A 23,215-nucleotide genomic window follows, 5' to 3' on the forward strand; every position below is an offset into this window, starting at 1 on the left:
GATCCGAGCCTGTCACGGGCTGTTGGCAGGCTCGGTGAAGCCCGGAGGAACAACTGACAGCCGCCGGTGAACCACTAGAGCTCGGGACGAGAGCCAATGTTCGACCACAAGGAAGGACCCCTCGCGGGGTTCACCGTCGCGGTGACGGCCGCACGCCGTGCCGACGAGCTCGGCGCCCTGCTGCAGCGGCGCGGAGCCTCCGTCGTGCACGCGCCCGCGCTGCGCATCGTGCCCCTCGCCGACGACAGCGAACTGCTCGCCGCGACCAAGGACGTGATCGACCAGCGGCCCGACGTGGTGGTGGCCACCACCGCCATCGGGTTCCGCGGCTGGGTCGAGGCCGCCGACGGGTGGGGGCTCGGCGAGGCCCTGCTCGACCGGCTGCGCGGCGTCGAACTGCTCGCCCGCGGCCCCAAGGTCAAGGGCGCCATACGGGCCGCCGGGCTCACCGAGGAGTGGTCGCCGTCGTCCGAGTCGATGGCCGAGGTGCTGGACCGGTTGCTGAGCGAGGGTGTCGACGGGCGCCGGATCGCGGTGCAGCTGCACGGCGAGCCGCTGCCCGGCTTCGTCGAGGCGCTTCGGGAGGGTGGCGCGGAGGTCGTCGGCGTACCCGTCTATCGGTGGATGCCGCCGGAGGACATAGCGCCCGTCGACCGGCTCCTCGACCTCGCCGTCTCGCGGGGCGTGGACGCGCTCACCTTCACCAGTGCGCCGGCCGCCGCCTCCCTGCTCTCCCGTGCCGAGAGCCGCGGCCTGCTGCCCGAACTGCTCGCGGCCCTGAACCACGACGTGCTCCCCGCCTGCGTCGGCCCCGTCACGGCGCTGCCGTTGCAGGCTAGCGGCATCGACACCGTCCAGCCGGAGCGCTTCCGGCTCGGCCCTCTCGTACAGCTGCTCTGCCAGGAACTGCCCGCCCGCGCGCGTACGCTGCCCATCGCGGGGCACCGGGTGGAGATCCGCGGCCACGCGGTGATGGTGGACGACTGTCTGCGCCCCGTGCCGCCCGCCGGGATGTCGCTGCTGCGTGCGCTGTCACGGCGTCCGGGATGGGTCGTGCCCCGCGCAGACCTGCTGCGTGCCCTGCCCGGCGCGGGCCGCGACGAGCATGCGGTCGAAACGGCGATGGCGCGACTGCGCACGGCCCTCGGCACACCGAAGCTGATCCAGACGGTGGTCAAGCGGGGGTACCGGCTGGCGCTGGACCCGGCGGCGGACTCCAAGTACGCGGACGCGTAAGTCTCGGACGCGTAAGGGCGGGGTGGTTCGTTACCGCGACCGCCCGCAGCGGCGCGCCCGCCGTCGTACCGTACGAGGATGATCAGCGACGGAATACGGATACGGCGCGCCACCCCTGAAGACGTCCAGGTGCTCGCCGACGCACAGGTACGCAACCGGGAGCGCCTCCGGCCCACGGAGCCGTATCGCAGCGAGGAGTTCTACACCGCCGAAGGGCAGGCCGCGCGGCTCGCCGAGGCGGGGAGTGCGCGGTGGATCGTCACCGACGGGCCGCTCGTCGTCGGGCGCGCCGATCTGACCGGCATCGTGCTCGGGCCGTTCCGCAGCGCCAGTCTCGGGTACTGGATCGACGCGCGGTACGTCGGCCGGGGCCTGGCCTCCCGCGCGGTCGAGGAGGTGTGCCGTGCCGCCTGCGACGAACTGGGTCTGCACCGCATCCAGGCCGGCACACTGACCGACAACACCGCCTCGCAGCGCGTCCTCACGAAATGCGGTTTCGAACGCATCGGCACCGCTCCCAACTACCTCCACATCAACGGCGCCTGGCGTGACCACCACCTGTTCCAGCGGATCCTGCACGACGAGCACCCGCCCGGGATCCCGAGCCACTCGGACCGGTAGCAGGGGTTCCGGCGGCGCGCCGGGGCAGGCACTGTAGGGATACGGCACTCACCGGTATCCCCGAGGCGGTGACAGGCTCATGGCATCAGGCGCCACCAGTGTGGCCGCAGCCACCCGTACGTCCCCGGCGCCGGCCGCGGCTCCGTCCCCGCACGAGCCGCGGTTCGACGCCGGGCGGATCTGCCTGGACTTGCTGGCGACGGCGCATCCCGAGGAGCGGCTCAGCTCCGTTGAACGGTTGCGCACCTGGTGTGCGGGTGCGGGGCTCGTCCCCGCAAGTACGCCGTTGAGCGAGGCCGAGCCTTCCTGGCTCGCGGCGTTCCACGAACTTCGTTTCCACGTCGGCCAGTTGGTGCGCGGCGAACTCGACGGACGGTACGCGGGCGGCGCCCTGGAACGCGTCAACGCACTCGCCCGCTGGGCCCCGCCCGCCCCCAGGGCCGTCCGCGCCGAGGACGGCACTCTCGTGCGGGCCCTGCACGCCGACCCCGGTAGCACCGCGCTCCTCGCCGCCATCGCACGCGATGCCGTCGAGCTGCTGACGGACCCGGTCGCCCGAGCGGGGCTGCGCCAGTGCGAGGGCGACAACTGCCCCCTCATCTACCTCGATACGTCGCGCGGCCGGCGCAGGCGCTGGTGTTCGAGCGAGGCGTGCGGCAACCGGGAACGCGTGGCCCGGCACCGCCGCCGGGCGGCACTCGCGCGGGCCTGAACACCCAGTCTGTGGAATTCCTTTGACGGAGCCTTGAACACAACGCCGTCCGACTACGTACCCCGATGGTGAGCGACCGGCTGGGCAGCACCGGCTGGGCAGCCCCAGTCGATTCGGGGACACCGGAGGTAGGCGTGCGCAAGGATTCCGCCGTGGCCGATGAACGTCCGCCCAGGGCACGACATCGCATGTCCCAGCCCGCGGAACCCGACGAGGAGCTCATGCGCGTCCTCTACCGGGAGCACGCCGGTCCGCTCCTCGCATACGTGCTCAGGCTGGTCGCGGGGGACCGGCAGCGCGCCGAGGACGTCGTGCAGGAAACGCTCATCCGTGCCTGGAAGAACGCCGGTCAGCTCAACCGTGCGACCGGCTCGGTACGCCCCTGGCTGGTGACGGTCGCCCGGCGCATCGTCATCGACGGTCACCGCAGCCGGCAGGCCCGGCCGCAGGAGGTCGACCCGTCGCCGCTGGAGGTCATCCCCGCGGAGGACGAGATCGACAAGGCGCTGTGGCTGATGACACTCTCGGACGCGCTCGAGGACCTGACCCCGGCTCACCGAGAGGTACTGGTCGAGACGTACTTCAAAGGGCGTACGGTCAATGAGGCGGCCGCGACGCTCGGCATACCCAGCGGCACGGTGCGCTCGCGGGTGTTCTACGCGCTGCGCTCGATGAAGCTGGCGCTGGAGGAGCGGGGGGTGACGGCATGAGCGCGTACGACGCGTACGGGTCCGGGTTCGGATCGCCCGGGTCTCCGGGGGCTCCCGCGTCCGGGCGGTCCCCCGGGCCCGAGGGGCCCGATGACGTGCACGAGACGGTCGGCGCCTACGCCCTCGGCATCCTGGACGACGCAGAGGCGACCGCGTTCGAGGCCCATCTGGCCGGCTGCGACTGGTGCGCGCAGCAGCTGGAGGAGCTCGCCGGGATGGAGCCGATGCTCGCGGCGCTCGCCGATCTTCCCGGCGCCCAGAGCGATCCCGTCAGGCAGCAGCTCGGCGCACAGCTCGCGGCCAAACCCAGCCCGAAGCTCGCCGAACGCCTCATCGACGAGGTCGCGGCCCGGCGCGCCGTGAAGCGCAGGCGCGGCCTGTACCTGGTGGCGGCAGCGGCCGCGCTGGTCATCGGCGGCCCGCTGACGGTCATGGCGGTGGACGGCGACGACGCGAACACGCTGGCCGATCCGCATCCGACCAGCCCGGCCGAGGACGCCTTCTTCAACCACATGCCGGAAAAGGTGCAGGCCACGGACGCGTCGACCAAGGTCACCGCCACCATCGGCATGGAGACGAAGGCCTGGGGCACGCACACCGTCCTGGAGCTGAAGAACGTCAAGGGCCCGGAGAAGTGCTCCCTCATAGCCGTCGGCAAGAACGGCGAGCGCGAGACGGTGACCACCTGGTCGGTCCCGAAGTGGGGATACGGCGTTCCAGGCAGCACGCACGAGTCCGCCAAGAGCCCGCTGTACGTGCACGGCGGCGCCGCATTCGCCCGCAACGACATCGACCACTTCGAGGTTGAAACGTTCGACGGCAGGCGACTGGTGGAGGTGGACGTGTAGGACAGCCGGCGGTCTGCGCAGCACGTTTGTGCAGGAATGTGCGCACGCAGGTGCACACAAGGCCCCCCTTTCGCGTACGGTGGACGGCTGCCCAGCACGTCAGAAGGGGGCCTCGGTGGCCGCGCAGGAAGCCGTCGATTCGGCTGCAGATACCGCTGTCGATTCCGTACGCTACCGCGAGATCGGCGTCGAACAGGAACATCTGGACCTTGTGTACCGGCGTCTCGAGGAGAAGATCCACGAGGCCGAGTTCCTGATGAACGACGCCGCCAAGCGCGGTCACGTCGGCACGCCCGGCGCGCTCGCCGAGCGGGATGCGCAGGTCTTCCGTGCCGGAATCCACCTCAACCGGCTCAACAACGAGTTCGAGGACTTCCTCTTCGGCCGTATCGACCTGCTGCGGGGCAAGGACGGCCAGAAGGGTCCCGACGGCGCGTACACGGCGGTGGAGCCGGCCGAGGGCGCCGTGCGGCCCGACAACACGGCCGACATCGCCGAGACCCTGCACATCGGACGCATCGGTGTGCTCGACGCCGACTACTCGCCGATGGTCATCGACTGGCGTGCTCCCGCCGCCGCGCCCTTCTACCGCTCCACGCCCGTCGACCCCGGCCGGGTGGTCCGCCGCCGCGTCATCCGCTCCAAGGGCCGCAAGGTCCTCGGTGTCGAGGACGACCTGATGCGCCCCGAGCTGACGGCCCACCTGGACGGCCAGGCGCTGCCGGTGGTCGGCGACGGCGCGCTGATGGCCGCGCTCGGCCAGGCCCGCACCCACACGATGCGGGACATCGTCGCCTCCATCCAGGCCGAGCAGGACCTGGTGATCCGGGCGCCCGCCGCCTCCGTGACGTACGTCGAGGGCGGCCCGGGCACCGGCAAGACGGCGGTCGCCCTGCACCGCGCCGCGTATCTGCTCTACCAGGACCGGCGCCGGTACGCGGGCGGCATCCTGATCGTCTCGCCGACGCCGCTGCTCGTCGCCTACACGGAGGGTGTCCTGCCGTCCCTCGGCGAGGAGGGCCAGGTGGCGATCCGCGCGGTGGGCTCGCTGGTCGACGGCGCCGAGGCCACGGTCTACGACTCGCCGTCGGTGGCCCGCGTGAAGGGCTCGTCGCGGATGCTCCGGGTGCTGCGAAAGGCGGCGCGCGGGGCGCTGGACCTCGACCCGCCCACCCGGCTGCGGGTCGTCGCCTTCGGGCGCCGGCTCGAACTGGAGGGCGAGCAGCTCGGCCGTATCCGCCGTACGGCTCTCGGCGGCACCGCGCCCGTCAACCTGCTCCGTCCCCGCGCGCGCAAGTTGCTGCTCGACGCCCTGTGGGAGCAGTCTGGCGCCGGATCCCGGCACACCGACCCGGAGCTCGCCGCCGAGCTGCGCTCCTCCTTCGACGAGGACATCATCTCCGAGGACGCCTTCATCGGGTTCCTGGACGCCTGGTGGCCCGAGCTCACCCCGCGCGGTGTCCTGACGGCGATGGGCGACGAGAAGCTCCTCGGCCGGTGGGCGCGCCGCGAGCTCAACCCGGGGGACGTGCGCAGGGTCGCCCGCTCGCTGCGGCGCGACGCGCTCTCCGTCCACGACGTGGCCCTGCTCGACGAGCTCCAGGCGATCCTCGGAACGCCCGCCAAGCCCCGCAAGAAGCGCGAGCTCGACCCGCTCGACCAGCTCACGGGCCTGGAGGAGCTCATGCCGGTCCGCGAGGAGTCCGCGCGCGAGCGCGCGGAGCGGCTGGCCCAGGAGCGTACGGAGTACGCGCACGTCATCGTCGACGAGGCGCAGGACCTCACCCCCATGCAGTGGCGCATGATCGGCCGCCGCGGCCGGCACGCCACGTGGACGATCGTCGGAGACCCCGCCCAGTCCTCGTGGTCCAACCCGGACGAGGCCGCCGAGGCCCGCGACGAGGCCCTCGGCACCCGGCCCCGCCGCCGCTTCACGCTCACCGTGAACTACCGCAACCCGTCCGAGATCGCCGAGCTGGCGTCCCGCGTCCTGGCCCTCGCCATGCCGGGTTCCGAGGCGCCGTCCGCCGTCCGCTCGACGGGCGTACAGCCCCGCTTCGCCGTCGTACGCGGCGAAGGGATGGCGGAGACCGTCCGGGCCGAGGCCGGCCGCCTGCTGGAACAGGTCGACGGCACCGTCGGCGTCGTCGTCGCGATGCACCGCCGCGGGGAGGCCGCCCGCTGGCTCGCCGGACTCGGCGAGCGCGTGGTGGCGCTCGGCAGCCTGGAGGCGAAGGGACTGGAGTACGACGCGACGGTGGTCGTCTCACCTGCGGAGATCGCCGACGAGTCGCCCGCCGGACTGCGCGTCCTGTACGTCGCGCTGACCCGCGCGACGCAGCAGCTCACGGTCGTCTCGGCGGAGCGGGACGAGCCGGACGCCTCCGGAATGCCGGATCTGCTCCGGGACTGATGAGCGCGACGGGAATTGCCTTACGAGGATCGTTTGTTACCGTTGACGTGACACCGGCTCGATCCAAGCCCCCGGGCCCAACCTTCGTCGCTTAGAGCGACCACTTGCCGCGAGGCGAGCATGGCGGGTCGGTGTCACTGAACGTACGAGAGGTCCGCGCCACGATGTGGCGCGGACCTCTTTGTCTTCGCGTCCACGGATCTTTGCGTCCACGGACTGATCTTCGCGTTCCCGGGCACCCCGCTGCCGTACAGTGCCCGCCCGCTCTCGTAAGGTCAGAGCGGTCTTCCGTGAGAACAAAACGTTCGCAATCCGAGGCGGCTACCGCGTACTCGGCGGTAGGTGACACCATCGGATGACGCTGTCCGTGGACTCGCGGGCAGCGCACGCGATACACGCGACACAAAGGGAAAGCAGAGGAAGTCGGCCATGGCAACGGCGCCCAGCGTCTCCTACTCGATGACGGTCCGGCTGGAGGTGCCCGCGAGCGGAACCGCGGTGTCCCAGCTCACCACGGCCGTCGAGTCCTCCGGAGGCTCGGTGACCGGCCTCGACGTCACCGCTTCGGGGCACGAGAAGCTCCGTATCGACGTCACCATCGCCGCGACCTCCACCGCGCACGCAGAGGAGATCGTCGGCAAGCTGCGCACCATCGAGGGCGTCGTCCTGGGCAAGGTCTCGGACCGTACGTTCCTGATGCACCTCGGCGGCAAGATCGAGATGGCGTCCAAGCACCCCATCCGCAACCGCGACGACCTGTCCATGGTCTACACGCCCGGCGTGGCCCGCGTGTGCATGGCGATCGCCGAGAACCCCGAGGACGCCCGCCGCCTCACCATCAAGCGCAACTCCGTTGCGGTCGTGACGGACGGCTCCGCCGTGCTGGGCCTCGGCAACATCGGCCCCAAGGCCGCACTGCCCGTCATGGAGGGCAAGGCGGCCCTCTTCAAGCGCTTCGCCGGCATCGACGCTTGGCCGATCTGCCTCGACACCCAGGACTCCGACGCCATCGTCGAGATCGTCAAGGCCATCGCCCCGGGCTTCGCCGGCATCAACCTCGAGGACATCTCCGCGCCCCGCTGCTTCGAGATCGAGGCGCGGCTGCGCGAGGCCCTCGACATCCCCGTCTTCCACGACGACCAGCACGGCACCGCGATCGTCGTCCTGGCCGCCCTGACCAACGCACTGCGCGTGGTCGGCAAGGGGATCGAGGACGTGCGCGTGGTCATGTCGGGCGCCGGCGCTGCCGGTACGGCCATCCTCAAACTGCTGATCGCCGCGGGCGTCAAGCACGCCGTCGTCGCCGACATCCACGGCGTCGTGCACGCCGGCCGGACGGACCTCGTGGACGCGGCCCCGGACTCGCCGCTGCGCTGGATCGCGGACAACACCAACCCCGAGGGTGTCACCGGCACGCTGAAGGAAGCGGTGCGCGAGGCCGACGTGTTCATCGGTGTCTCGGCGCCGAACGTGCTCGACGGCGACGACGTGGCCGCCATGGCGGAAAACGCCATCGTGTTCGCACTGGCGAACCCGGACCCGGAGGTCGAGCCCGCAATCGCCCGCCAGACGGCGGCAGTTGTGGCCACGGGCCGTTCGGACTTCCCGAACCAGATCAACAACGTGCTGGTGTTCCCCGGCGTCTTCCGCGGCCTGCTCGACGCCCAGTCGCGTACGGTCAACACGGAGATGATGCTGGCCGCCGCCACCGCCCTCGCGGACGTCGTCACCGAGGACGAGCTCAACCCGAACTACATCATCCCGAGCGTCTTCAACGACAAGGTCGCGGGCGCCGTCGCCGGAGCGGTGCGCGACGCCGCGAGGGCCGCCGGGGTTGCTGTGACGGGTAACACCACCGCCTGAACGACCGGCGGCCGGGCGTTGTCAGTCCGGGGTATTAGAGTCGGCGCGTCGTGGAACGCGGGGCCTGAGGCCTCCCTCTAGGGTGGCGGGCAGCCAGCCTGAGCCCTGCGGTCCGCTGTCGGGAGTGGACGGAGCGTCATCAATTCGAGGCAGTGGCGCTTTTCGTGTGACTCCCAGGGGTGCCGGATTGGCTTTCCCGCCGCAGGTGGGGGCAGGATGCGTTTCTGGGCGCGAGGGTCTGGCTACGGACCCGGGTCCGGGGACCGACCGAGGACCCTGGCAGCATCGGCTTCGCCGCATCAAACATGCGGCTCCGCCGCGTGGCACGCCTCAACGGCAAGAAGAACACGGGAGTACAAACATGAACCGCAGTGAGCTGGTGGCCGCGCTGGCCGACCGCGCCGAGGTGACCCGCAAGGACGCCGACGCGGTGCTGGCCGCGTTCGCCGAGACGGTCGGCGAGGTCGTCGCCAAGGGCGACGAGAAGGTCACCATCCCCGGCTTCCTCACCTTCGAGCGCACGCACCGTGCCGCTCGCACCGCGCGCAACCCGCAGACCGGCGAGCCGATCAACATCCCGGCCGGCTACAGCGTGAAGGTGTCCGCGGGCTCCAAGCTCAAGGAAGCAGCCAAGGGCCAGTAAGCCCATACGAAAGGGCGGCCACCCCCTCGGGGGGTGGCCGCCCTTTCGCATGCGCAACTTGGTGGTGGGTGGCGGGGGGCCTCTTGGCGGCTCCCGCCGTCGCGGGGTGCCGCTGTGCCCCCAAGCTCTCGGCTTCGCTCGAGCAGGGGGGACCCCCATCGCCCTGGGGAACGCCTGCCCACAGCGGCGCGGCGCGATTGCCCACAGCGGCGCCCGCCGGAGCGGGGCTCGGCGAGGCTTCTAGAGCGTGCTGCCCGGCAGCTCCACCTTCGCGCCCAGCTCCACCAGCTTCTCCATGAAGTTCTCGTAGCCGCGGTTGATCAGACCGATGCCGTGGACGCGGGACGTACCCTGGGCCGCGAGCGCTGCGATCAGGTACGAGAAGCCGCCGCGCAGGTCGGGGATGACCAGGTCTGCGCCCTGCAGCTTCGTGGGGCCCGAAACGACCGCGGAGTGCAGGAAGTTGCGCTGGCCGAAGCGGCAGTCGGAGCCGCCCAGGCACTCGCGGTACAGCTGGATGTGCGCGCCCATCTGGTTCAGCGCGGACGTGAAGCCGAGCCGGGACTCGTACACCGTCTCATGGATGATCGACAGGCCGGTGGCCTGCGTGAGCGCGACGACCAGCGGCTGCTGCCAGTCGGTCTGGAAGCCGGGGTGCACGTCCGTCTCCAGCGCGATGGCGTTCAGCGTGCCGCCCGGGTGCCAGAAACGGATGCCCTCGTCGTCGATCTCGAAGGCGCCGCCCACCTTCCGGTAGGTGTTCAGGAACGTCATCATCGAGCGCTGCTGGGCGCCGCGGACGTAGATGTTGCCCTCGGTCGCCAGCGCCGCGGACGCCCAGGAGGCGGCCTCCAGGCGGTCCGAGAGCGCACGGTGCGTGTAGCCGCCGAGCTTGTCGACGCCGGTGATGCGGATCGTCCGGTCGGTGTCCATCGCGATGATCGCGCCCATTTTCTGCAGGACGCAGATCAGGTCCTCGATCTCCGGCTCGACCGCGGCGTTGGACAGCTCGGTGACGCCCTCGGCGAGGACGGCGGTCAGCAGCACCTGCTCGGTCGCGCCGACGGACGGGTACGGCAGCCGGATCTTGGTGCCGCGCAGCCGCTGCGGGGCCTCCAGGTACTGGCCGTCCGCGCGCTTCTCGATCCGCGCGCCGAACTGCCGCAGCACCTCGAAGTGGAAGTCGATCGGCCGGCCGCCGATGTCGCAGCCGCCCAGGCCCGGGATGAACGCGTGCCCGAGCCGGTGCAGCAGCGGGCCGCAGAACAGGATCGGGATGCGCGAGGAGCCCGCGTGCGCGTCGATGTCCGCAACGTTCGCGCTCTCGACATGCGACGGGTCCATCACCAGTTCGCCCGGCTCCTCGCCGGGGCGGACGGTCACGCCGTGGAGCTGCAGCAGACCGCGTACGACACGGACGTCGCGGATGTCGGGGACGTTGCGCAGCCGACTCGGAGCGCTGCCGAGCAGTGCGGCGACCATGGCCTTCGGCACGAGGTTCTTCGCGCCGCGGACACGGATCTCGCCCTCCAGCGGGGTTCCGCCGTGAACAAGCAGGACATCGTCAGTGACCGTCATGAATCTCGCGTTCCGAGTAAAGGGGCAGGGCCGAGCAGCAAGCGTAATGGCCGCCTACCCCCCTTCCGTAAGCCCAAGGGGGGCACGAAGGCGTCATGAGTTCGCCACAATACGAACGGTGCCCGGCCGGGGACGCCGGGTCACCGGTCCGCCGCCCTCCCCGCGGCTGCCCGTCCGGCTCCCGCCGAGCCCCTCGAAAGGGGGCGCCACCAGGCCACACCTTTCCTCCCCGGCCGTATTCACTCGGGTAAGGGCATTGGGTGTCCCCACGCGGGGAAGATGCGGGATCATGTCTGCCATGACCGAGGTGTCCTCGCTCACAGGGCGGCTGCTCGTGGCCACCCCCGCCCTGGCGGACCCGAACTTCGACCGCGCGGTGGTGCTCCTCCTCGACCACGACGAGGAGGGCTCGCTCGGCGTCGTCCTCAACCGGCCGACCCCGGTGGACGTCGGCGACATCCTCGAGGGCTGGGGCGATCTCGCGGGGGAGCCGGGCGTCGTGTTCCAGGGCGGCCCGGTCTCGCTCGACTCGGCGCTCGGCATCGCGGTGATCCCCGGCGGCGCTTCGGGTGAGCGGGCGCCGCTGGGCTGGCGGAGGGTGCACGGCGCGATCGGACTCGTCGATCTGGAGGCACCGCCGGAGCTGCTCGCCTCCGTGCTCGGCTCGCTCCGTATCTTCGCGGGATACGCCGGATGGGGGCCCGGTCAGCTGGAGGCCGAACTGGCAGAGGGCGCCTGGTACGTCGTCGAGTCCGAACCCGGTGACGTGTCGTCCCCGACGCCGGAGCGGCTCTGGCGCGAGGTGCTGCGACGCCAGCGCAACGAGCTCGCCATGGTCGCCACCTATCCGGACGACCCGTCGCTCAACTGATCCCGGCGCGCTTCAGTACCCTTGGCGTTTATGAGCACTCTTGAGCCCGAGCGCGAGCGCGGAACAGGTACGGGGACCCTCGTAGAGCCGACGCCACAGACGTCGCACGGTGACGGTGACCACGAGCGCTTCGCCCATTACGTCCAGAAGGACAAGATCATGGCGAGCGCCCTCGACGGCACGCCCGTAGTCGCGCTCTGCGGCAAGGTGTGGGTGCCCGGCCGCGACCCGAAGAAGTACCCCGTATGCCCCATGTGCAAGGAGATCTACGAGTCCATGGGTGCCGGCGGCGGGGACAAGGACAAGGGCAAGGGCGGCGACAAGTAACGCTCTCGTGCCTGTAGCCGCTGCGGCGGCCCATGGCCGGCTGATGGCGGCCCCTGGCGGTATTCCGGCTCGCGGTGGTGGGCCTGCATTCCGGCTCGCGGCGGTGGGTCTGATCCGCCGCGATGCCGCCGTGCCGGTCGCGTGAGATGGCCGGGCTCGTGACATGGCTGGTCGTATGACAAGGCCGGTCGTATGACAAGGCCCCGGATGTGCGCTCTCTGCGCCTCCGGGGCCTTTGTGCTGCCCGGGCGTTGCACGGAGTGCTTCCGGTGGTCACAGAGTGGTTGAGACCACTTGTGGTCATGTTCATTGAACTTCTAGCCTCCGTTGTGTTGTGCAGAGCGAAACCGCTATTGCATATGCTGCAACGCCTTCGGAGGATGTCCGATGAAGCTCCCTGCCTCTGCCCGAATGACCGCCTCCGTGGCGGCACTTGTCCTCGCCGGGCTCACCGCCACCGCCTGCGCCCCGGGGACCTCCGACAGCAGCTCGACCAAGGACGAGAAGAGCGGCACGCTGCGTGTCTGGCTCTTCCAGGAAGTCAACAACGCGCCGAAGCAGAAGGTCGTCGACGCCGCCGTCGCCGCCTTCGAGAAGGCCCATCAGGGTACGAAGGTCACCGTCGAGTACATCCCCGTCGATACGCGCGCGGAGAAGATGAAGGCGGCCTTCAACGACCCCAAGAGCGCCCCCGATGTCGTCGAGTACGGCAACACGGACACCGCCGGCTACGTGCAGGACGGCGGACTCGCCGATGTCACCAAGGAGTTCGGCGCCTGGGCCGAGGCGAAGGACACCGACCCGACCGCCAAGGAGTCCGTGACGGTCGACGGCAAGATCTATGGAGCGCCGTTCTTCGTTGGCGTCCGGGCCCTGTACTACCGGACCGACATCTTCAAGGAACTGAAGCTCGAAGTTCCGAAGACGCAGGCCGAGTTGGCCGCGACCGCCAAGAAGATCCACAAGGCGAAGCCGGACCTGTACGGGATGGCGGTGGGCGGCACGTCCACCTACGCCGCGATGCCCTTCGTCTGGGCCAACGGCGGTGAGCTGGCCGTGGAGAAGGGCGGCACCTACCAGTCCGCCATCGACAGCGCCGCGTCCCAGAAGGGCATCAAGGCCTACACCTCGCTCTTCGGTGACGACAACTGTCCCGCCGCCAAGTGCGCGGCCATGACCGGCAACGACGTCGTGACCGCCTTCGCGTCCGGCAAGGCGGCCATGGCCATCGGAGGCGACTTCAACCACGAGGCGGTCGAGGCCGGCAAGGTCAAGGGCGAGTACGCGGTCGTGCCGCTGCCGGGCGTCAAGGCGGGCGAGATCGCGCCGGCGTTCGCGGGCGGCAACAACCTCGGCGTACTGAAGAGCACCTCGCACCGCACGCTCGCGGTCGAGCTCATGGAGCAGTTGGCGAGCAAGGACACCCAGGAGAAGCTCTTCGACGCGATGGGCTTCCTGCCGACCTACAGCGATGTGCGTGAGACCGCCGCGAAGAAGGAACCTTTCGTCGCGCCCTTCATCAAGACCCTCGGCGCGGGCACCAAGTTCGTGCCCGCCTCACCCGCCTGGGCCCAGATCGACGCGTCCCTGGTGCTGCCAAACATGTTCCAGGAGGTCATCAGCGGCCGTAAGGACGTGGCGGCGGCCTCGAGCGACGCGGCGAAGAAGATGGACGACGCGTTCACGTCCGTGGGCTGAGCCGATGATGCAGAACGCCACTGCCGAGCCGGCCGCCGTGGTCCCCGTGACCCCGGCGGCCGCCTCGGCCGTACCCTCACGGTCCGGGCGCCACGGCGGCCGCTGGACCCCCTGGCTGTATCTCGCCCCCGCCCTCGTCGTCCTGGCGGGCCTGTTGGTCTACCCCGTCTACCAACTCGGCCTGATCTCCTTCCTGGAGTACACACAGGCACAGGTCAGCGGCGGTGAGCCGACCAGCTTCCAGGGCTTCGGCAATTACGCGACGCTGTTCGCGGACGACCAGTTCTGGCAGGTGCTGCTTGCCACGGTGCTGTTCGCCGCCGCCTGTGTCGTGTCGACGCTGGCCGTCGGCTGCGCACTCGCCGTGCTGCTCACGCGCGTACGGGCCGTGCCGCGGCTGGCCCTGATGCTGGCCGCCCTGGGCGCCTGGGCGACTCCCGCGGTCACCGGTTCGACGGTGTGGATGTTCCTCTTCGATCCCGACTTCGGGCCCGTCAACAAGGTGTTCGGGCTCGGCGACCACTCGTGGACGTACGGCCGTTACAGCGCCTTCGCCCTCGTCCTGCTCGAAGTGGTGTGGTGCTCCTTCCCGTTCGTGATGGTGACCGTCTACGCCGGCATCAAGGCCGTACCCGGCGAGGTCCTGGAGGCCGCCGCGCTGGACGGCGCATCGCAGTGGCGGATCTGGCGTTCGGTGCTCGCGCCGATGCTGCGGCCGATCCTCACGGTCGTGACCATCCAGTCGGTCATCTGGGACTTCAAGGTGTTCACACAGATCTATGTGATGACGGGCGGCGGTGGAATCGCCGGGCAGAACCTGGTCCTGAACGTGTACGCGTACCAGAAGGCGTTCGCGTCCTCGCAGTACAGCCTCGGTTCGGCGATCGGTGTCGTGATGCTGCTGATCCTGCTCGCGATCACGCTGGTCTATCTGCGGCTGCTGCGCCGGCAGGGGGAGGAGCTGTGAGCATGACGGGTTTCGTACGGGGTGCGGTGCGGCGGCCCTGGCGGCTCGCTGCCGAGGCGTCGGCGCTGCTCATCGCCGTTGTTGTGGCGTTTCCGCTGTACTGGATGGTGCTCAGCGCCTTCAAACCGGCCGGTGAGATCGAGTCGACCCATCCCCGGCCGTGGACGCTGTCCCCCTCGCTCGATTCCTTCCGGCGCGTCTTCGGACAGCAGGAATTCGGCCGGTACTTCCTCAACAGCGTGGTCGTCGCGGTGACCGTGGTCGTCGTCTCCGCGCTGATCTCCTTTCTCGCGGCGACGGCGGTCACGCGATTCCGCTTCCGTTTCCGCACGACGCTGCTGATCATGTTTCTGATCGCCCAGATGGTGCCCGTCGAGGCCCTGACGATCCCGCTGTTCTTCCTGATGCGGGACTTCGGGCAGCTCAACACGCTGGGCTCGCTGATCCTGCCGCACATCGCCTTCTCGCTGCCGTTCGCGATCTGGATGCTGCGCGGTTTTGTGAAGGCCGTTCCGGAAGCGCTCGAGGAAGCCGCGTACATCGACGGAGCGAGCCGCACCCGGTTCCTCTGGCAGATCCTTTTCCCGCTGGTGTTCCCCGGGCTCGTCGCGACCAGTGTCTTCTCGTTCATCTCGACCTGGAACGACTTCCTCTTCGCCAAGTCCTTCATCATCAGCGACACTTCGCAGTCGACTCTGCCGATGGCCCTGCTCGTGTTCTTCAAGCCCGACGAGAACGACTGGGGCGGGATCATGGCGGCGTCCACGGTGATGACCATTCCGGTACTGGTGTTCTTCGTACTCGTACAGCGGCGGCTCGTGTCGGGCCTCGGGGGAGCGGTGAAGGACTGATGACATCCACAGGAGCATCCGCAATGGATTCAGGAGCATCGGAAATGGATTCGGGAGCATCCGCAATGGATCTGATTCCGGCACCCCGGCGCGTGTCCGGCCACGGCGACGACTTCTTCGCGCTCGGCCCCGAAACCCGACTGGCCGCAGGCGAGGGGACGGAAGGCACCGAGCGGTGGCTGCGCTCCATCCTCGGGGCCGCCACCGGATTCCCGCTGGCACCGGGCTCGGTCGACAACGCCATCTGGCTGTCCGTCGACCCGGCGGTCACCGAGGAACTCGGCGAGGAGGGCTACCGCCTGACGGTCCTGCCCGAAACCGTGGACCTGGTGGGCGGCGGACCCGCCGGGCTCTTCTGGGGCGCACAGACCCTCAGGCAGCTGCTCGGCCCCGACGCGTACCGGCGTGCCCCGCTCCCCGGGCGGGAGTGGCGGCTGCCGGTGACCCGCATCGAGGACTCCCCCCGCTTCGCCTGGCGCGGGCTCATGCTCGACGTCGCACGGCATTTCATGCCCAAGGACGGCGTCCTGCGCTATCTCGACCTGCTCGCCGCGCACAAGCTGAACGTCTTCCACTTCCACCTCACCGACGACCAGGGCTGGCGCATCGAGATCAAGCGCTACCCGAAGCTGACGGAGACCGGGTCGTGGCGGGCGCGCACGAAGGTCGGCCACCGCGCCTCACCGCTGTGGGAGGAGAAGCCGCACGGCGGCTACTACACGCAGGACGATATCCGCGAGATCGTCGCGTACGCCGCCGAGCGGCATATCACCGTCGTCCCCGAGATCGACATCCCGGGCCACTCGCAGGCCGCCATCGCCGCGTACCCCGAACTCGGCAACACCGACGTCATCGACACCGCCTCCCTCTCCGTCTGGGACACCTGGGGCATCTCCGCCAACGTACTCGCCCCCACTGACAGCACCCTCCGCTTCTACGAGGGGGTCTTCGAGGAGGTCCTGGAGCTCTTCCCGTCCACGTTTGTCCACGTCGGCGGCGACGAGTGCCTCAAGGACCAGTGGAAGCGGTCGCCGGCCGCACAGGCCCGCATCAAGGAGCTCGGGCTCGCCGACGAGGACGAGCTGCAGTCCTGGTTCATCCGGCACTTCGACGCCTGGCTCGCCGCGCGCGGGAAACGCCTCATCGGCTGGGACGAGATCCTCGAGGGCGGCCTGGCCCCGGGAGCAGCCGTGTCGTCGTGGCGCGGCTACCAGGGCGGCATCACCGCCGCCCGCGCGGGCCACGACGTCGTCATGTGCCCCGAGCAGCAGGTCTACCTGGACCACCGCCAGCACGGCGGCGACGACGAACCGATGCCCATCGGATACGTACGCACCCTGGAGGACGTCTACCGCTTCGAACCCGTACCGCCGCAGCTCGGACCCGACGAGGCGCGGCACGTCCTCGGCGCCCAGGCCAACGTCTGGACCGAGGTGATGGAGAACCACGCGCGCGTGGACTACCAGACCTTCCCGCGCCTGGCCGCGTTCGCCGAGGCGGTCTGGTCCCGGCTGCCCGCCCCGGCTGACCGAGACTTCGCGGACTTCGAGCGGCGGATGGCCGCCCACTACCGGCGGCTCGACGCCCTCGGCGTCGGCTACCGCCCGCCCACGGGTCCCCTGCCATGGCAGCAGCGTCCGGTCCCCGAGGGAATGGAAGGCGGTTTCGGACGCCCGATCGACGGCCCGCCCCCGAACGTGTGAGGTGACCCCGGCGACGTGACGCACGGCGGCCGTTGCTGCGACGGTGGGGCCTGGAAGGAAAATCGGTACAAGAGGCTCTGAAGAGTGGCAATTCGAGCTGACCGGCGAGGTTGTGCGAAACCGGGACCATCCACCTGCGCAAGGAGGAATGACTCCTAGCGGACCCCCGCGTCGGGCCTGCGGAAAGATGTGCCAGAGTTGCCACGTCCGGCCTGTGAGCACGTACCGTACGGCAACACGGGTGGACCAGGTGGACAGCGGGAAGGGGCAGCCGGTTTGACCACGCACGCACCGCAGGCGGCGCAGTCCGTGACGCTGCCGGGCTCGCTGGACGAGGCTGTGGCGGCCCTGACCGCCATGCCCGCCGCGGTGCCCGTGGCGGGTGGCACCGACCTCATGGCCGCCGTCAACTCCGGTCTGCTGCGCCCTGCCGCCCTCGTCGGACTCGGCCGGATCAGCGAGATCCGCGGCTGGCAGTACCAGGACGGGCACGCCCTGCTCGGCGCGGGCCTCACCCACGCGCGCATGGGCCGCCCCGACTTCGCGGCCCTCATCCCCGCCCTCGCCGCCGCCGCGCGCGCCGCGGGCCCGCCCCAGATCCGCAACGCCGGCACGCTCGGCGGCAACATCGCGACCGCCGCCCCGACCGGCGACGCGCTGCCCGTGCTGGCCGCCCTCGAGGCCACGCTGATCATCGCGGGCCCGGACGGCGCCCGCCGCGAGATGCCCGTCTCGCACCTGCTCGCCGGCATGGAGATGCTGCGCGCGGGCGAACTCATCGGGTACGTGCGCGTGCCGCTGCTGCACGCCCCGCAGGTGTTCCTGAAGGCGACCGGACGCACCGGCCCCGGGCGCGCGACCGCCTCCGTGGCCCTGGTCCTCGACCCGGCCAGGCGCGGCGTACGGTGCGCCGTGGGCGCCGTCGCGCCGATGCCGCTGCGGCCCCTCGATGCCGAGCAGTGGGTCGCCTCGCTGATCGACTGGGACGGTGAGCGGTCGCTCGTCCCCGAGGCGTTGGCCGCGTTCGGCGAGTACGTCGCCGCGGCGTGCATCCCGGACCTGCCCCCGGCCGAGGACGGCACCCCGCAGCAGCTGCCGCCCGCCGTACTGCACCTGCGGCGTACCGTCGCCGTGCTGGCCCGACGAGCACTGGGGAGGGCGCTGTCGTGACCGACCACCACGACGACCACGGAAACGGCGGCCCGACAGGCGTGCCGGGTGCCTGGGAGCCGCTTCCCCAGGGCGAGTACGACGCGGACGCCACGGCGTTCGTGAAGCTCCCCGAGGGGGGCATCGACGGCTACACCGGCATCCCTCTCGCGGCGCCCGGACACGGCTATGTGCCGCCGCCCATAACGGTCGCTCCGGCCGCGGGCGGGGCGACCGATCCGGCCGCCACGGGCGCGTGGGTGATTCCGGGCGCGGTGCACGGCGGCGGGCACGTGCAGACGGACGCCTCCGGGCATGTGCAGACGGTGCAGTGGCCGGATCCGGCCGGGGCGCCGGACGCCGGGCCGGGTGCGGGAATGGATGCCGCTGCGGCGGGGGACCACGCGTCGCAGACCGCGCAGGGCTCGTACGGCGGCACGGACTCGTACGACGGGCAGGAATCGTACGGCGGCCAGGACCTGTACGGCGGGCAGGATTCGTACGGTGGGCAGGACCCGCACGCCGTCCGCGAGCCCTTCTCGTACGACCACGGGATGACCGGGCAGTGGTCCTTCGCTGAGTCGGAAGAGGCCCACGCGGGCTCGTCCGACGTGACCGGACAGTGGTCGATCCCGGTCGCCGATGGCGACCTTCCGGACGAGTCGGGCGAGTTCACCACTTCGGCGCTCGCTTCCCAGTGGGGCGGCACGCCTCCGGCGACCCTCCCCGGCGGTGCGTCCGCGCCATGGGCGACGGGGGCCGACGCGGGGCAGTCGTGGAGCGGTCGGCCGGAAGCAGGAGGTCCGCCCGAGCCGGGGCAGGGACACGAGCTTCGGCCCGAGGCCGGGCACCACACCCAGGCGGGCCTGTACCCGGGCCACCCTGTGGAGCCCGAACAGGGTTTCAGCGGTGCCGATTTCGGGGGTGCCGGTCACCCGGAGCCCGGGATTCCCGCCGCCGCGGCAGAGCCCACCGGTGAGGCGTCAGCCGTCGTCTCCCGGGAAGCGGCCCCCCAGGCATCAGCCGACTCCTCCTCCCCGGCACCCTCCTCCCCGGAACCTTCCGCCTCGGAGACGGCTCGCTCGGACGCTTCGGACGAGCATGTCGTTTCTGCCGAGCACGCCGCTTCGGCTGAGCATGCGGCTTCGGCCGATGACGCGGCTTCCGCCCGAGCCCAGGGACCCGGCGACTCGCCGGAGGTCGCGGAAGCGGCACCGGACCACGAGCCCGCCGCCGACCCCTCCGACGCGGACTCCGCCGAAGACGCCCCGCAGTCCGGCCCCGACGGGTCCGACGACGGTGCAGAAGCCGCGAACACCCCGGCCCTCCACGACGAGCACCCCCTCGCCTCCTACGTCCTGCGCGTGAACGGGATGGACCGCCCCGTCGCCGACGCCTGGATCGGCGAGTCGCTGCTCTACGTGCTGCGCGAGCGGCTCGGTCTGGCCGGCGCCAAGGACGGCTGCGCACAGGGCGAGTGCGGTGCCTGCAACGTCCAGGTGGACGGCCGGCTCGTCGCGTCCTGCCTGGTCCCGGCGGCCACCGCCGCCGGAAGCGAGGTGCGCACCGTCGAGGGCCTGGCCACCGACGGGCAGCCCTCCGACGTGCAGCGCGCGCTGGCCGACTGCGGCGCCGTGCAGTGCGGTTTCTGCGTACCGGGCATGGCGATGACCGTCCACGACCTGCTCGAAGGAAACCCCGCGCCGTCCGAGCGCGAGACCCGGCAGGCGCTCTGCGGCAATCTGTGCCGCTGTTCCGGCTACCGGGGCGTCGTGGACGCCGTACGCGAGGTCGTCGCCGAGCGCGAGGCCTCCGCCAGGGCCGCAGAGACGGAGGCAGAGGCCAAGGCAGAGGCCAAGGCGGAGGCCAAGGCCAAGGCGGACGCGGACGCCGCGGCCGGTTCCGCAGAGGTGCGCATCCCGCACCAGGCGGGCCCGGGCGCCGGCGGCGTCAACCCGGCGGCACACGAGGCGCAAGGGCCGTACGACGACCACGCGCCAGGGCCGTACGACGACCAGGACGGAGGCACGGCATGAGCAACGAGGCCGCAGCCGCCACCGCGACCACCCCCACCGGCACGACCGCGCAGCCCGCCACGGGTCCCGAGGCGCCGCCGCACGGCATCGGCGTCTCGCTCACCTCCGCGCACGGCCGCGCCAAGGCGGAGGGCACCTTCCCGTACGCGGCCGACCTGTGGGCCGAGGGCTTGCTCTGGGCCGGCATCCTGCGCTCTCCGCACCCGCACGCCCGCATCGTCTCGATCGACACCACCCACGCGCGCGAGATGCCCGGCGTCCGTGCGGTCGTCACGCACGAGGACGTGCCGGGCGCCGCGGTGCACGGCCGCGGCAGCGCGGACCGCCCCGTCTTCGCCTCCGAGGTCGTACGCCACCACGGCGAGCCCATCGCCGCCGTAGCCGCCGACCACCCGGACACGGCCCGGATGGCGGCGGCCGCCATCATCGTCGAGTACGAAGTACTCGACCCGGTGACCGACCCGGAGAAGGCCTTCGAGGCCGAACCCCTGCACCCCGACGGCAACCTGATCCGCCACATCCCGCTTCGCCACGGCGACCCGGAGGCGGCGGGTGAGATCGTCGTCGACGGCCTGTACCGCATCGGCCGCCAGGACCCCGCGCCCATCGGCGCGGAGGCCGGACTCGCCGTGCCCCGCCCGGACGGCGGCGTCGAGCTGTACGTAGCCTCCACAGACCCCCATGCCGACCGCGACACGGCGGCCGCGGTCTACGGCCTCGCACCGGAGCGCGTGAAGGTCGTCGTCACCGGCGTGCCCGGCGCGACCGCCGACCGCGAGGACTCGGGCTTCCAACTTCCGCTCGGCCTGCTGGCGTTGAAGACCGGCTGCCCGGTGAAGCTCACCGCCACGCGCGAGGAGTCCTTCCTCGGCCACGCCCACCGCCACCCCACGCTGCTGCGCTACCGCCACCACGCGGACGCCGAGGGCCGCCTGGTCAAGGTCGAGGCGCAGATCCTGCTCGACGCGGGCGCGTACGCGGACACCTCGTCGCAGGCGCTCGCCGCCGCCGTCTCCTTCGCCTGCGGGCCGTACGTCGTCCCCAACGCGTTCATCGAGGGCTGGGCGGTCCGTACGAACAACCCGCCGTCCGGCCATGTGCGGGGCGAGGGCGCGATGCAGGTGTGCGCCGCCTACGAGGCGCAGATGGACAAGCTCGCCAAGAAGCTCGGCATCGACCCGGCCGAGCTGCGGCTGCGCAATGTCATGTCGACCGGCGACGTCCTGCCTACCGGCCAGACCGTCACCTGCCCGGCACCGGTGTCCGAACTCCTCACCGCCGTACGCGACTTCCCGCTGCCCCCACTCCCCAAGGACAGCCCCGAGGACGAGTGGGTCCTTCCCGGCGGCCCGGAGGGCGCGGGCGAACCGGGCGCGGTGCGCCGCGGCGTGGGCTACGGCCTGGGCATGGTGCACATGCTGGGCGCCGAGGGCGCCGACGAGGTCTCAACGGCCACCGTGCGGGTCCAGGACGGCGTCGCGACCGTCCTGTGCGCCGCCGTCGAGACCGGCCAGGGCTTCTCGACGCTCGCCCGGCAGATCGTCCAGGAGACGCTCGGCATCGACGAAGTGCACGTGGCGTCCGTCGACACCGACCAGCCGCCGGCCGGGCCCGGCTGCCGCGGCCGGCACACCTGGGTGTCGGGCGGCGCGGTGGAGCGCGCCGCCAAGATGGTCCGTACGCAGCTTCTCCAGCCCCTCGCACACAAGTTCGGCATGTCGACGGAGCTGCTCCAGATCACGGACGGCAAGATCACCTCGTACGACGGGGTGCTGTCCACGACCGTCACCGAGGCCATGGACGGCAAGGAGCTGTGGGCCACGGCCCAGTGCCGCCCGCATCCGACGGAGCCGCTCGACGACTCGGGCCAGGGCGACGCGTTCGTCGGCCTCGCGTTCTGCGCGATCCGCGCGGTGGTGGACGTGGACATCGAACTGGGCTCGGTCCGCGTGGTCGAACTCGCCGTCGCCCAGGACGTGGGGCGCGTCCTCAACCCCGCCCAGCTGAAGGCGCGTATCGAGGCCGGCGTCACGCAGGGCGTCGGCGCGGCGCTCACGGAGAACCTGCGCACTCCGCGCGGGCTGGTCCGCCACCCCGACCTGACGGGCTATGCGCTGCCGACCGCGCTCGACGCGCCCGACATCCGCATCGTGAAGCTGGTCGAGGAGCGCGACGTGGTCGCCCCCTTCGGCGCCAAGTCGGTCAGCGCGGTGCCGGTGGTCACCTCGCCGGCGGCCATCGCCTCCGCGGTCCGCGCGGCGACGGGCCGCCCGGTCAACCGGCTGCCTATCCGGCCGCAGGCGGCTGTGGTGACGGCCCAGTGACCGCGCCGGAGCCTCCTCGGTACGAACCGCCGCCCAGCGTCGGGAAGTTGCTGGTGTGGATCCTGGTGTTCGTACTGGCGGCGATCGCCGTCGTGCTCGGTGGCGTGTACCTCACGTGATGCGCGGGGTCGTCCTGGTCACCGGTGTGATGGCGGCCGGGAAGTCGACCGTCGCGCAGGCGCTGGCGGAGCGGCTGCCGCGGGCCGTGCATGTGCGCGGTGACATCTTCCGCCGCGTGATCGTGTCGGGCCGCGAGGAGTACGGGCCCGACGCGGGGGCGGAGGCCGAGGCCCAGCTGCGGCTCCGCTACCGGCTGTCGGCACTGACGGCGGACGAGTACGCGAAGGCGGGGTTCACGGCGGTCGTCCAGGACGTGGTCCTGGGCGAGCATTTGAGGCAGTACGTCTCGTCGGTCCGCACCCGGCCGCTCTACGTCGTGGTGCTCGCCCCGAGCCCGGAGGCTGTGGCGGAGCGGGAGGCCGCCCGCGCGAAGGCCGGGTACGGCGCGTGGACCGTGGCCGACCTCGACCGGAGTCTGCGGGTGGAGACCCCGCGGATCGGGCTCTGGCTGGACACCTCCGAACTGACGGTGTCCGAGACGGTGGACGCGATTCTGTCCGGACGGGACGAGGCCCGGGTGGGGTGACGGCGCCGGGGGGCGTTGT

General features: G+C 71.1%; 20 protein-coding genes. 19 read left to right on the forward strand and 1 reads right to left on the reverse strand.

Going from position 1 to position 23,215, the window contains the following annotated elements:
- Positions 1-96 precede the first annotated feature (96 nt).
- The 8 genes from ABT009_RS00460 (at position 97) to ABT009_RS00495 (ending at position 9,046) form a co-directional block, all read left to right on the forward strand.
- Positions 97-1,236 carry a uroporphyrinogen-III synthase gene (locus ABT009_RS00460; protein ID WP_351287746.1) on the forward strand — a complete coding sequence of 380 codons (1,140 nt, stop codon included), beginning with the start codon at positions 97-99 and terminating at the stop codon, positions 1,234-1,236.
- A 78-nt stretch (positions 1,237-1,314) separates the two neighbouring features.
- Positions 1,315-1,857: a GNAT family N-acetyltransferase gene (locus tag ABT009_RS00465; RefSeq protein WP_351287749.1), complete on the forward strand. Its 543-nt coding sequence runs from the start codon at positions 1,315-1,317 to the stop codon at positions 1,855-1,857.
- A gap of 79 nt (positions 1,858-1,936) precedes the next feature.
- Entirely contained in the window at positions 1,937-2,569 is a 633-nt protein-coding gene (locus ABT009_RS00470; protein WP_351287752.1) for a CGNR zinc finger domain-containing protein, read from the forward strand.
- Positions 2,570-2,757: 188 nt separating this feature from the next.
- On the forward strand, positions 2,758-3,279 hold the full coding sequence (locus tag ABT009_RS00475; RefSeq protein ID WP_351288563.1) for a sigma-70 family RNA polymerase sigma factor: 522 nt from the start codon (positions 2,758-2,760) through the stop codon (positions 3,277-3,279).
- Positions 3,276-4,127 (forward strand): anti-sigma factor family protein, encoded by an 852-nt coding sequence (locus tag ABT009_RS00480; RefSeq protein WP_351287755.1) that lies wholly within the window; start codon positions 3,276-3,278, stop codon positions 4,125-4,127. The genes ABT009_RS00475 and ABT009_RS00480 overlap by 4 nt, the downstream gene beginning before the upstream one ends.
- Positions 4,128-4,242: 115 nt before the next feature.
- Entirely contained in the window at positions 4,243-6,540 is a 2,298-nt protein-coding gene (locus tag ABT009_RS00485; RefSeq protein WP_351287758.1) for a HelD family protein, read from the forward strand.
- A gap of 429 nt (positions 6,541-6,969) precedes the next feature.
- Complete coding sequence (locus tag ABT009_RS00490; RefSeq protein WP_351287761.1) at positions 6,970-8,403, forward strand: NAD-dependent malic enzyme; 1,434 nt, start codon at positions 6,970-6,972, stop codon at positions 8,401-8,403.
- Positions 8,404-8,764: 361 nt separating this feature from the next.
- Complete coding sequence (locus ABT009_RS00495; protein WP_067273695.1) at positions 8,765-9,046, forward strand: HU family DNA-binding protein; 282 nt, start codon at positions 8,765-8,767, stop codon at positions 9,044-9,046.
- Between the two features lie 240 nt (positions 9,047-9,286).
- Here ABT009_RS00495 and murA read toward each other — a convergent pair whose 3' ends face one another.
- Positions 9,287-10,624, reverse strand: coding sequence for a UDP-N-acetylglucosamine 1-carboxyvinyltransferase (gene murA, locus ABT009_RS00500; protein ID WP_351287764.1), 1,338 nt, complete (start codon positions 10,622-10,624; stop codon positions 9,287-9,289).
- A 298-nt stretch (positions 10,625-10,922) separates the two neighbouring features.
- Between murA and ABT009_RS00505 the strand changes: the two genes are divergently transcribed.
- The 11 genes from ABT009_RS00505 (at position 10,923) to ABT009_RS00555 (ending at position 23,196) form a co-directional block, all read left to right on the forward strand.
- Positions 10,923-11,495: a YqgE/AlgH family protein gene (locus ABT009_RS00505; protein ID WP_351287767.1), complete on the forward strand. Its 573-nt coding sequence runs from the start codon at positions 10,923-10,925 to the stop codon at positions 11,493-11,495.
- A 30-nt stretch (positions 11,496-11,525) separates the two neighbouring features.
- Positions 11,526-11,822, forward strand: a complete 297-nt coding sequence (locus ABT009_RS00510) for a DUF3039 domain-containing protein (protein ID WP_181660404.1) — start codon at positions 11,526-11,528, stop codon at positions 11,820-11,822.
- Between the two features lie 387 nt (positions 11,823-12,209).
- Positions 12,210-13,520 (forward strand): extracellular solute-binding protein, encoded by a 1,311-nt coding sequence (locus ABT009_RS00515; protein WP_351287770.1) that lies wholly within the window; start codon positions 12,210-12,212, stop codon positions 13,518-13,520.
- Positions 13,521-13,524: 4 nt separating this feature from the next.
- Positions 13,525-14,487, forward strand: coding sequence for a carbohydrate ABC transporter permease (locus ABT009_RS00520; protein ID WP_351287773.1), 963 nt, complete (start codon positions 13,525-13,527; stop codon positions 14,485-14,487).
- 2 nt (positions 14,488-14,489) lie between these two features.
- Positions 14,490-15,338 (forward strand): carbohydrate ABC transporter permease, encoded by an 849-nt coding sequence (locus tag ABT009_RS00525; protein ID WP_351287776.1) that lies wholly within the window; start codon positions 14,490-14,492, stop codon positions 15,336-15,338.
- Positions 15,339-15,403: 65 nt separating this feature from the next.
- Positions 15,404-17,041 carry a beta-N-acetylhexosaminidase gene (locus ABT009_RS00530; protein WP_351287777.1) on the forward strand — a complete coding sequence of 546 codons (1,638 nt, stop codon included), beginning with the start codon at positions 15,404-15,406 and terminating at the stop codon, positions 17,039-17,041.
- A gap of 276 nt (positions 17,042-17,317) precedes the next feature.
- Positions 17,318-18,211 (forward strand): FAD binding domain-containing protein, encoded by an 894-nt coding sequence (locus ABT009_RS00535; protein WP_351287779.1) that lies wholly within the window; start codon positions 17,318-17,320, stop codon positions 18,209-18,211.
- A complete protein-coding gene (locus ABT009_RS00540; protein ID WP_351287781.1) occupies positions 18,208-20,226 on the forward strand; it encodes a 2Fe-2S iron-sulfur cluster-binding protein in 2,019 nt (672 codons plus the stop codon). The genes ABT009_RS00535 and ABT009_RS00540 overlap by 4 nt, the downstream gene beginning before the upstream one ends.
- Positions 20,223-22,550 carry a xanthine dehydrogenase family protein molybdopterin-binding subunit gene (locus ABT009_RS00545; protein ID WP_351287784.1) on the forward strand — a complete coding sequence of 776 codons (2,328 nt, stop codon included), beginning with the start codon at positions 20,223-20,225 and terminating at the stop codon, positions 22,548-22,550. The genes ABT009_RS00540 and ABT009_RS00545 overlap by 4 nt, the downstream gene beginning before the upstream one ends.
- Entirely contained in the window at positions 22,547-22,669 is a 123-nt protein-coding gene (locus ABT009_RS00550; RefSeq protein WP_351287787.1) for a hypothetical protein, read from the forward strand. Before ABT009_RS00545 ends, ABT009_RS00550 begins: the two co-directional genes overlap by 4 nt.
- Complete coding sequence (locus ABT009_RS00555; RefSeq protein WP_351287789.1) at positions 22,669-23,196, forward strand: AAA family ATPase; 528 nt, start codon at positions 22,669-22,671, stop codon at positions 23,194-23,196. Before ABT009_RS00550 ends, ABT009_RS00555 begins: the two co-directional genes overlap by 1 nt.
- The last annotated feature ends 19 nt before the right edge of the window (positions 23,197-23,215 follow it).

It is taken from the genome of Streptomyces sp. NPDC002896, assembly GCF_040295225.1.
Classification (GTDB): domain Bacteria; phylum Actinomycetota; class Actinomycetes; order Streptomycetales; family Streptomycetaceae; genus Streptomyces.